The sequence below is a fragment of the Anabaena sp. CCY 9402-a genome, assembly GCF_963920945.1.
GTDB lineage: Bacteria > Cyanobacteriota > Cyanobacteriia > Cyanobacteriales > Nostocaceae > Trichormus > Trichormus minutissimus.
In genome coordinates this window covers 46940-57874 of the sequence record NZ_CAWUDL010000044.1, presented here as the reverse complement: position 1 = coordinate 57874, position 10935 = coordinate 46940, and the positions used below count along the sequence as shown (strand labels likewise).

Annotated in this window: 10 protein-coding genes; 3 read left to right on the top strand and 7 right to left on the bottom strand. The window is 43.9% G+C overall.

The genetic code is table 11. The features are described 5' to 3' along the window. Positions 1 to 385: 385 nt before the first annotated feature. The 3 genes from ACM0OR_RS17165 to ACM0OR_RS17155 are packed head-to-tail and all read right to left on the bottom strand — an operon-like array spanning position 386 to position 1319. Positions 386 to 532: a hypothetical protein gene (locus ACM0OR_RS17165; protein ID WP_414577625.1), complete on the bottom strand. Its 147-nt coding sequence runs from the start codon at positions 530 to 532 to the stop codon at positions 386 to 388. Between the two features lie 56 nt (positions 533 to 588). Beyond that, positions 589 to 1083: a pentapeptide repeat-containing protein gene (locus tag ACM0OR_RS17160; protein ID WP_414577623.1), complete on the bottom strand. Its 495-nt coding sequence runs from the start codon at positions 1081 to 1083 to the stop codon at positions 589 to 591. 38 nt (positions 1084 to 1121) lie between these two features. After that, entirely contained in the window at positions 1122 to 1319 is a 198-nt protein-coding gene (locus ACM0OR_RS17155) for a hypothetical protein (protein WP_414577622.1), read from the bottom strand. A 14-nt stretch (positions 1320 to 1333) separates the two neighbouring features. Between ACM0OR_RS17155 and gcvT the strand changes: the two genes are divergently transcribed. The 3 genes from gcvT to gcvP all read left to right on the top strand — a co-directional run bounded on the left by gcvT (position 1334) and on the right by gcvP (position 6361). Continuing rightward, complete coding sequence (gene gcvT / locus ACM0OR_RS17150; protein ID WP_414577620.1) at positions 1334 to 2464, top strand: glycine cleavage system aminomethyltransferase GcvT; 1131 nt, start codon at positions 1334 to 1336, stop codon at positions 2462 to 2464. Positions 2465 to 2732: 268 nt separating this feature from the next. Further along, positions 2733 to 3125: a glycine cleavage system protein GcvH gene (gcvH, locus tag ACM0OR_RS17145; protein WP_190703776.1), complete on the top strand. Its 393-nt coding sequence runs from the start codon at positions 2733 to 2735 to the stop codon at positions 3123 to 3125. Between the two features lie 305 nt (positions 3126 to 3430). Further along, on the top strand, positions 3431 to 6361 hold the full coding sequence (gene gcvP / locus ACM0OR_RS17140; RefSeq protein ID WP_414577619.1) for an aminomethyl-transferring glycine dehydrogenase: 2931 nt from the start codon (positions 3431 to 3433) through the stop codon (positions 6359 to 6361). Between the two features lie 227 nt (positions 6362 to 6588). On the opposite strand, the gene ACM0OR_RS17135 is transcribed toward gcvP, so the two are convergent. The 4 genes from ACM0OR_RS17135 to ACM0OR_RS17120 all read right to left on the bottom strand — a co-directional run bounded on the left by ACM0OR_RS17135 (position 6589) and on the right by ACM0OR_RS17120 (position 10859). Beyond that, positions 6589 to 7023: a hypothetical protein gene (locus ACM0OR_RS17135; RefSeq protein ID WP_414577617.1), complete on the bottom strand. Its 435-nt coding sequence runs from the start codon at positions 7021 to 7023 to the stop codon at positions 6589 to 6591. A gap of 71 nt (positions 7024 to 7094) precedes the next feature. Further along, on the bottom strand, positions 7095 to 7820 hold the full coding sequence (locus ACM0OR_RS17130; RefSeq protein WP_323268642.1) for a GDSL-type esterase/lipase family protein: 726 nt from the start codon (positions 7818 to 7820) through the stop codon (positions 7095 to 7097). A gap of 89 nt (positions 7821 to 7909) precedes the next feature. After that, positions 7910 to 8800, bottom strand: coding sequence for a lysostaphin resistance A-like protein (locus tag ACM0OR_RS17125; RefSeq protein WP_414577615.1), 891 nt, complete (start codon positions 8798 to 8800; stop codon positions 7910 to 7912). Between the two features lie 97 nt (positions 8801 to 8897). After that, positions 8898 to 10859, bottom strand: a complete 1962-nt coding sequence (locus ACM0OR_RS17120) for an FHA domain-containing protein (RefSeq protein ID WP_414577613.1) — start codon at positions 10857 to 10859, stop codon at positions 8898 to 8900. Positions 10860 to 10935: the final 76 nt, after the last annotated feature.

The window sequence follows — 10935 nt, the reverse complement described above, 5'->3', positions numbered from 1 at the left end:
CGGAGTCAATTTTTCTCTTGCCTTGGAATGACTTTTTCAGCAAGCCCTAAATAGGACTTACGCAACTGGCATATTTTTTCTGTAGGGTGCGTGACGCAGCGAGAATATTTGAACGTAGTCATGAGACTTATAGCGTCACGCACCAACTACCAATTGTGACACTTGCGTTGACGCAAGGAAACCCAACACTAACATCTATGTTGAGTTTTCGAGATTCATGTTGGGTTGCGCTGCGCTTAACCCAACGATCGCTTGACTTTTAAGACAGTCGCTACATCTAATGCAAAACTTTAGCCTTGCCACGTCACTACAAATTTAAGGTTTACTGTACAGTTTTGCGCTCACTCAACGCCGAATATATCCCAATAACTGTTTAATCTGGAGTTTAGACTAGTTTCGCACCAGGAACTAGTACCACAAGGCGGAAGTCAAAACTCAAAATGAAGACAGCATAAGGGTTTTGTTGATTTGGAATGGGTGGTTTATTTATGCCGTGCTGTACTAGTCTAAACTCCAGCAATAAATAATTCACAAATCAAAACCCCGTCTTCTTCAAGAAAACGGGGTTCTGCTAATATGAAATAAGTTCTACTTACAACCTAAAGACTCGCGAGTATCAACACCAGTTTTAGAATTTACACCACTAGCTTTAATACAGAGTTTTTTCACCTGCACACCATCTAAAACGGCATTCGTGAAATCTGCGCCAGTGACATCAACATTATTAAAAATAGAACGCAGCATCATGGCATCTGTTAACACTGCATCACTTAAATCAGTATTCTTAAACTGGGCTAGATAAGCAATACCATTACTGAAATCTACACCATGCAGATTTACGCCCTCCAACACAGTACCGTTAAACACCCCACCGCGTAGGTCAGCATTGCTAAAGTTAGCATTCTTTAAATCTACATTAGTAAACTCAGCACCAACTAAACTTTGACCAGTAAAATCCTTGGCTTGAAGTTCATCACCAGCCGAACGGGTAATGCTAGACGAACTAGCAGCCTCCGCCGACAGAGGACACAAAAATAAAACCATAGCTAAGACAAAACTAGCTAGCACTTGCCAATATTTCATAATTTCTTCTTAACAAAACTCAACACTCTCATTCAATATTAAACATCAGATGGGAGCGTTGAGTGTTGAGTGTTGAGTGTTGAGCGTTGAGTGTTGAGTGTTGAGTGTTGAGTGCTGTTAGCGGTAGCGCGGCGTTTAGCCGGTGCTGAGTGGGGAATGGGGAGTAACAATACAGTTTTTAGCCTCCAATTCCCAATCCCCATAGAAGTAGGATATATATTGAAGTGCGATCGCATAAGCAAAACTACCTGTGGCTAATCAACAAGAAACTGCCGAAACCTTAGCGCGAACCCCTTTATATCAACAGGGTGTAAAACTCAAAGCCCGCTTTACCAGCTTTGGTGGTTGGGAAATGCCGGTGCAATATAGCGGTATTTCGCGCGAACACGAAGCGGTGAGAAATAACGCTGGGATGTTTGATATTTCCCACATGGGTAAATTTACCCTCCAAGGTAAAAACCTGATTTCTCAACTCCAGGGTTTAGTACCTTCAGACTTGAGTCGTTTGCAACCAGGTCAAGCCCAATACACTGTATTATTAAACCCCCAAGGGGGAATCATTGATGACATCATCGTCTACTACCAAGGAGAAGATTCCACTGGTACACAACAGGTATTCATCATCGTCAATGCAGCCACCACCACCAAAGATAAAGCATGGTTATTACAGCACCTTGACCAAAACGAGGTCAAGTTTCAAGACCTTTCACCAGAAAAAGTTTTAATCGCTGTCCAAGGGCCAAAAGCCATCAAATATCTGCAACCCTTTGTCCAAGAAGACTTACAACCAATCAAAGCTTTTGGACACCTCCAAACCACAATACTAGGTAAACCCGCCTTTATTGCCCGCACAGGTTACACCGGGGAAGATGGCTTTGAAGTATTACTAGACCCAGATGTAGGGGTAGAGTTATGGCGTAGTCTCTCTAATGCTGGTGTCACCCCCTGCGGATTGGGCGCGAGAGACACCCTACGCTTAGAAGCAGCAATGGCACTTTACGGACAAGATATCGACGACACGACCACACCCCTAGAGGCTGGGTTAGGTTGGCTAGTTCATTTCGATACCAAAGGAGATTTTATTGGTCGGGCAATTTTAGAACAACAAAAAGCCGCCGGAGTGCAACGCCGACTCGTAGGTTTACAAACCCAAGGACGTAACATTGCCCGTCACGGCTATCCAGTGATTGCAGACGGTAAAGTAGTAGGAGAAGTTACTAGTGGTACTCTATCGCCTACACTGGGTTATCCCGTAGCTTTAGCTTACGTTCCCGCCCAACTCTCGAAGGTGGGACAGCAACTAGAAGTAGAAATTCGTGGTAAGGCATACCCAGCAAATGTAGTTAAACGTCCCTTTTATAAGTCGAAAAACAAGGTTTAGGGAGTGGAGACAAATCAAGTCAAAAGTCAAAATTAATTAACTGGGGGACTGGGACAAGGGAGGATGACTAATGACTATTGACTTATTTTGACCAAATTTTACAGCCGTTAAAATCCCCATACTTAAAAGTAGAGGATTTTAATTTTGAATTTTGAATTCCCCAAAGGGGTTGGCCTGCTAAATGTGTTGTAAGATACTCAAGCTTACTTGCTTAGTGTGATCTAAATTACCGTTAGAGCGATTGTTTTGATATTGCAGAGGAAGAGAGATGTCGTCGTTTGAATACCCTCAAGATTTAAAATATCTGGATACTCATGAATATGTGCGGCTAGATGGCGAAATCGCCACTATCGGCATTACAGAATTTGCCGTAGACCAATTAGGTGACGTGGTATTTTTGGAATTGCCAGAAATTGGTGATCTGATTACCAAGGGTGATACCTTTGGTTCAATTGAATCAGTCAAAGCTGTCGAAGACTTGAATGCACCAATAACCGGCACAGTTATAGAACGCAATGAAGCTTTGATTGAATCCCCCGAAGCCGTTGCAGATGATCCCTACGGTGAAGGCTGGTTCTTAAAATTGCGCGTCAATGACCCTGATGATGTAAATGATGCGTTGACTGCGGACGAGTATCGCGCTGAGGTGGAAGGGGAATAGGGGACTGGGGACTGGGAATTTTAGATTTTGCGGAAAGTTCTGTAGGCGGGTTTCCCAACCTAGGAACGCCACTTGCTACAAGCCGGGAAACCCGTCCAACGCAGTGGCTCAACTTTTCAAGACGGATTTGGGATTTTAGATTGAAACCCAATCCAAAATACTTGTACGCTAACGTAAATCCAAAATTGAATTGCCCACTCCCCACCACAAAGTGATGAAATTATCAATAAATCAATAGACTACTCCGACCTGTCAAGAGTATTTGTTGCAAAATATTAATTAGTTATATCTGGAGTATTAAGTTTGTGGTATCGTTTGCCTCTATTTCTCAGTCTAGCGATGAGCTACGCCCCACCGAAGGCGATCGCTTTCACCCTTCACTAGATAAAAAAGATAATTTTATACAAAGGCATATAGGCGTAAATTCTCAAGACATCCAGCAAATGCTTGAGGTGTTGGGATTATCTAGCCTAGATGATTTGATTGATAAAACAGTACCGACGGGAATCAGGCTGAATCAACCGCTACAGTTACCAGCCGCACAAACTGAGTACGCAGCACTGGCAAAGTTAAAACAAATTGCCGCAAAAAACCAAGTGTTTCGTTCATACATTGGTATGGGATATTACGACTGTATTACCCCCCCTGTGATTGGGCGTAATATCCTGGAAAACCCTGGTTGGTATACAGCTTACACCCCTTATCAGCCAGAAATAGCCCAAGGGCGACTTGAAGCACTGCTAAATTTCCAAACCATGATTATTGATTTAACGGGTTTGGAAATTGCCAACGCTTCATTATTAGATGAAGCTACAGCCGCCGCCGAAGCGATGACGATGAGTTACGGCGTGTGTAAAAATAAAGCCCATGCCTATTTTGTTTCCCGTGATTGTCATCCCCAAACTATCAATGTCTTGCAAACACGGGCGAAACCTTTAGGCATTGAAATTATTATCGGTGATCATCAGACCTTTGATTTTGCTCAACCAATTTTCGGGGCAGTTCTGCAATATCCCGCTAGTGATGGTACTATCTACGACTACCGCGCTTTTATAGAAAAAGCTCATGCTCAGGGTGCATTGGTCACGGTAGCAGCAGATCCCTTAAGTTTAACTCTACTCACCCCTCCCAGTGAATTTGGGGCTGATATTGCTGTCGGTAGCACCCAACGCTTCGGTGTTCCCTTGGGTTTTGGCGGCCCTCATGCGGCATACTTTGCGACTAAGGAAGAATACAAGCGGCAAGTTCCAGGGCGCATTGTGGGTGTGTCTAAAGATGTCCACGGTAAAACAGCTTTGCGTCTAGCTTTGCAAACTCGTGAACAACATATCCGCCGGGAAAAAGCCACCAGTAATATTTGTACTGCACAGGTGTTACTAGCAGTGATAGCGAGTATGTACGCCGTCTATCATGGGTCAGAGGGACTAAAAAATATTGCCGAGAATATTCATCGGCTAACTGCTATCCTGGCAGCAGGATTAAAGCGTCTGGGTTACAAGATTAATTCAGAAAATTTCTTTGATACTTTGCAGGTAGAGTTAGGAACACAAAACCTAGAAGCTATTCTTGCGGGTTGCCAAGCCAGAAATATTAATTTGCGTGTTTTCAATGATACTGCTGTCGGCATCTCTTTAGATGAAACCACCACCTTAGAAGAAGTCATTGAACTCTGGCAAATTTTTGCTTTGACTGATAACTTACCCTTCACCGCCGCAGAATTAACATCTGCGTCTCATCTCCCCTTCCCTCGTACTAGCAGCTACCTAACTCACCCCGTTTTCAACTGCTATCATTCCGAAACAGAGTTATTGCGTTATCTCCATAAGTTAGAAACTAAGGACTTATCTCTCACGACATCGATGATTCCCTTGGGTTCTTGTACCATGAAGTTAAACGCCACAGCCGAAATGATTCCGGTGACATGGGAGGAATTTGGCAAGATACACCCCTTTGCGCCAGCATATCAAACACGGGGTTATCAAATTCTGTTCCAACAATTAGAGGCGTGGTTAGGAGAAATCACAGGCTTTGCGGGAGTTTCCCTGCAACCCAATGCAGGTTCGCAAGGGGAATACACAGGACTTTTGGTGATTCGTCAATATCACGACAGCCGGGAAGAAGCGCACCGGAACGTTTGTTTAATTCCCACCTCAGCCCACGGTACAAATCCGGCTAGTGCGGTAATGTGTGGGATGAAGGTGGTAGCAGTCGCCTGTGATGCTAACGGTAATATTGACGTTGCGGACTTAAAAGCCAAAGCAGAAAAACATAGCCATGAACTGGCAGCTTTAATGGTGACTTATCCCTCAACTCACGGCGTATTTGAGGAAGCAATTCAGGAAATCTGCGCGGTAGTTCATAGTCACGGCGGCCAAGTCTATATGGATGGGGCAAATATGAACGCCCAAGTGGGTATTTGTCGCCCTGGTGATATTGGTGCAGATGTGTGTCACCTGAACTTACATAAAACCTTCTGTATTCCCCACGGTGGCGGCGGCCCAGGTATGGGGCCAATTGGTGTTGCGTCCCATCTTGTCCCATTTTTACCGGGACATCCGGTGTTGGGGACTAGGAAGAATGCAATGTCCAATTCCCAACTTGGTGCTGTGGCTGCTGCACCTTGGGGAAGTGCTAGTATTTTGGTGATTTCTTGGATGTATATTGTCATGATGGGTGCAGATGGGTTGACGGAAGCTACCAAAGTGGCAATTCTCAACGCCAACTACATCGCAAAGAAATTGGCAACCTACTATCCAGTGTTGTACAAAGGGCAGAATGGTTTAGTTGCCCATGAATGTATTTTAGATTTGCGCGCCCTCAAAAAATCTGCCAATATCGAAATTGATGATATCGCTAAACGCCTGATGGACTATGGTTTCCATGCTCCGACTGTCTCCTGGCCTGTCGCGGGGACAATCATGGTTGAACCCACAGAAAGCGAATCGAAGGCAGAATTAGACCGTTTTTGTGATGCGCTGATGGCAATTCGCCAAGAAATCGCGGAAATTGAGTCAGGTAAGATGGATGCTGAAGATAATCTCTTAAAAAACGCACCCCACACAGCCGCAAGTCTCATCGCTGGCGAGTGGAATCATTCCTATTCTCGTGAACAAGCCGCCTATCCTGCACCGTGGACACGCGAACATAAATTCTGGCCGAGTGTCGGCAGAATTGACGCGGCTTTTGGTGACAGAAATTTCGTTTGTTCTTGTCTACCAATGGATGCTTATCATTGACTTGATTGAGTGCTGAGTGCCGAGTGTTGAGTGCTGTGTGTTGAGTGCTGAGTGCTGAGTGCTGAGTGCTGAGTGCCGAGTGTTGAGTGCTGTGTGTTGAGTAAGGAGAAGAGTAAGCTGCTCAAAGCCCCGCTTCCGCTAACAGCACTGTTAACTCAGCACTTTTTCCTATTAACAATACCTTCGCCATTTTTTTGTAGCGGGGCGGAGCATTGTTGTGAATTGGTTCACAACCATTGTCCTCCTCGGAATCGTGAACGGGGAAATAAAATTCGCATGATGCTTTGAGAAGCTATAAATACTGATAACCAAACGACGCTGTAATGTAATACAAAAGCATCTAAGTCTATAGAATCTTTGGGTATAGGTGCTGGTAAAAAGCCAAAAATTTTGACTCCACAAAAAACAAATACTAATTCCCAAATACCAGCCAGGAGTTGATAGGCAGCTGGCCAGTCCCTATCCCAACGGAACTTTTGCAGATAGTTATAAAGTACATCCCACCCTAAACCGAAAATCGCAACATAGCCAAGTATCCAAAAATAGATAGAATCAGGAGGGCCGCCAATTAAACCCATTGCAAAGGGTAGAGATACTAGGACACCGACAGTAGATAGTAATAATAACCGAGTTTGCCAACGACCGAACAAAGTTGGAGTCATAAGCGTGCTGATGGCTGATTAGAGGAGATGCGATGGATCGCGTCTGTATAAGAGATGTGGGTATTGCTTTTCTAGGATAGTTCTAATTGGTACTCAAGTCGAGGGTGATAGGTTGCTAGTGCTTCCCAATTAACAACATCTTCTAACAAAGCTTGATAACCTAGGGTATTGGGATGAAGGCCATCTTCACTTAAGTGATGCTTGCACCAAGTATCACCGCGTGCCATCCAGCGATCAAAAATATCTAAATAGGGAATTTGCCGTTGGGTACAAGCTATTTTAGTGGCTTCTTTGTAGCGGTATTGATCGACATGATTGTAGTACAAACAATCTAGAAAAGGCATTTTAGCTTCATTGACGGGAACTACGCCCACAAATAATACAGGACAAAGTTGCTGTGCTTGGTCTAATAGTGTAGCGATTTCTGACTCAAATACAGCAAAGTCTGTATAGTTTTTGCCATTGGGACGGCCTAGGCGTGGTGAATCATTTACCCCTACAGAGAGGATAATTAAGTCGGGGACACGATTTCGCAGTTCACCGCGATGGCGAAATTCTACTTCTAATCTTTGTGCTACTTGCTGGGTGCGATCGCCTCTTACTCCCAAATTGTACAGGACATGACCAGAACTATTTGGCAACATCCACGATCGCCGCAATTGTTCTACCCAGCCCCCCTTTTCAGGGTCGCCAAAGCCGTATATTAAACTATCCCCCAGTGCGACAATCTTCAAAGGCTGACATTGATTTGGTGATAAAGACAGCTGCATTGAGGAAGGAACTGGTAATGTTTGCATCTTAAAAAAATTTATCTTATATCTTTACAAGATTCTATACATTTCTACACCATTAAACAGTATATTTTTTTATTTTTTCCGCCAAAATTTTACCTATATGCGGTATTGGCATTAATTAAATATGGAACTACTGCGTCTTTGCGCGGCCAATTCCGTATGAGGAAGCGCAGCAAGAAAGGTAATGAGACTGACATCAACAAGACTCCTACCCACCAACCAGAACGCAATTGTTCCAAAGTGTTGACGGCTGATGTCGTTGTTGTTTCAGCACCACCAGATAAAAATCCCATGCCCGATGCTAATAAATTATTCCAGGCATGGCAGGCAATGGGTACAATTAACGACCGGGTTTTGATGTACAAAACCCCCATGACAAGGCCAAATACAGATAATCCTAAAAAGTTGGCGTGTAAAACTCCAAATAAGATTGACGAAACTACCAAAGCGGAACGAAGACCCCATTTAGCGGCCCAACGCTGTAAGATAAAGCCGCGAAAGATAAATTCCTCGGTGATGGGGGCAATAACTACGTAAGCGATCGCTCCCAGCAGATTGTAAAATAGCGGTGCAGAGCTACGAGGCGCAGGATTGTTGGCAACTTGCTTGAGTAAGGCTTCGATGAAATTAGGTGCAACCCATGATAAAAGGGAAAACGACACTAGATAAGCACTAATGGAAAATAAAATCATCAACAAAACCAAACCTAATGTCGAGAACCATTTATAGTTCTTGGGGACACTTCCCATTAAATATTTAAGGTTAACGCCTGTGCGCTTAAAGTCTGCGAGTGTCCAGAGAGACAATGAACAAAATATCAGGATGTAGAGAACTAGTATTGAAGCTTGACTATTTAATTTTTGTCCGCTACCCTCCTGCACTAAGCCTTGTACTAAGCCAATACCAAAAGATATCAGCAAAAACTGCCAAAACAGGTAGCGAACTTTCAGTCTTTGGAATGGGTTATCTAGATTTTCATTCATCGGGATTAGGGACTGGGGACAAATCAAGTCAAAAGTTAAAAGTCAAAATTAAATGACTTCACTCACAACTCATTACTCATTACTCATTACTCAGCACTCATGATGGTGATTGATTCGACACCCACTTCAACCACTGTCCAAAAGAACTGAAGGGATTTAAACGATGGACTCCTGGCGCACGGGCGGAGGCGAGTCCATCGACGGCGACTAAGGCGGAGTATTGCAAACCGAGGAAACTATCAACGGCTGCATAGGGGCCACCGAGGGTAATTGCCCCGGCTACATACATTTGACCTTTAGCATTTCGCATTTCGGGGATTTCAAAGTTATTGGCGACAGCCAAGCGTCCCAGATAGTTTAGAGGTAGATTGTAATGCTTCACCAAATCATCTAATAGAGGATTGGCTTGCACTTTGGCATCTAAACCAGTGGCATCAACAATAAAATCAGCCACTAATTTCATTTGACCAAAGCCTTTCTCTTGGATTTGGCTGATAGTGCGGTTTTGTGCGTCCCTTTCTACTGTCAATACCTCCCCGAAGGTGATTTGATACCAACCTTCTTTTAAGCCATTTTCAGTAATTTGCTGCCAGTCTAGACGGTCGGCGGTGGTTGTACCACCCCAGTCTGAGAGTAAGCGTTTGCGTTCGTCTGGTGTGGCTTTTTCTAGCATGACTCGCAGTTCACCACTCCAACAGGATTTGGGCCAGTTGAAGGGTTGAAATTCGTAATGATTTTTGACTAGCCGTGTGGCTTTTTGGAATGTATTGCCTTGGGGTTTAGGCGATCGCATTAAATGCAAAACTGTAATATTGGGATTTTTGCGTCTGGCTTCATAAATGCGCTGCACAATCCGCGAAGCTACAATTCCCCGTCCCCGAATTAATACAGTTCCACCTTGGCGTTCTAATTGCTCATATACATGGTCGTGTACTTCATAAGCATTCACGACGGATTTAAAATCTTGATATTTTTCTCTATAAGCCTGCAAATCATCGAGAAACTGAATTGCTGGATACCCAGTAGCTAAATGTATATAACGACAAACGACAAAAGCGTGATTACCTTGTCCACGAGAATAGGCTACACAATATCTACCATCATCGGTTTTGCGAATTGCTCTGACTCGTCCATAACGATAAATTTGACTCCAGCCAATCCGTTTGGCTTCTCTGTCAATAGAATCAAAAACATTGGTTGCACGGGGAGTATAAGTTTCCGCAAAGGTTGGTTCTCCAAATACTTGCCATAAGTACCGCAATGCTGTGTTTGGCTTACCTTTAGTTAAGTCGTGCCAAGCTTCTCGCCAAGCATAGCTAGGCCAACCCCAAATATTATCAGGACACGAATCAGAATTAGACCGCAGTCTTTCATATAGAGGAATTTGGGAATTCAAACACAGCCGCTTATAACGAGCATAAGGTTCTGGTTCTAATCCCAAAGCCGCAATTTTTTCTGCACGTACACCGCTAATTCGCAGTAAATCAGACCAGATAAAACTCCCTAGTCCTCCCCCAACTGCCAAAAAATCATATTCATCTACAGGTAAACCTGTCGCGTGGAGTGCTTGGACAACAATCTGTTGTTCAGCTTGAAATGCCCGTGGGGGAAAATTACTTCCTAAAGGTGTAACAGGACGAGCTGGCGGTAAGCTCGGATCGGGGATATTAGTATGAGGATTAAATTGAATTAAAGAAGGGAGACTGGTGATTTGTGGACTGGCATTGTTACCCAAAGTCACCATCATTATATAGGGGCCAATTTGCAGCGTATCACCATTATTGAGAACACTACGCGGTTGGCGTTGACCATTAACAAGCACACCATTCACACTGCCTTGGTCAATCACTACAAATTGATTGTTTTCCCAGGTAATCAAAGCATGGTAACGAGAGATTTCATTACTATTGAACAACATTCGCGCAACGCGCTGTCCGTCCACTTCCGCAGGCAAACGAGCAAATTCTCGACCAAAAGCTATCGGCACATTTAACGTTGGTTCTCGCCGTTCCCCCGTTGTTGGGTCTTCCCAAGTCAATTGAATTTGTAGGTTAGTCACGTCGCTGCGCTCCGAATTTAAAATTCAAAATTCAAAATTCAAAATTAACTACCCCCAGATTTATCTGTGAGCTTAA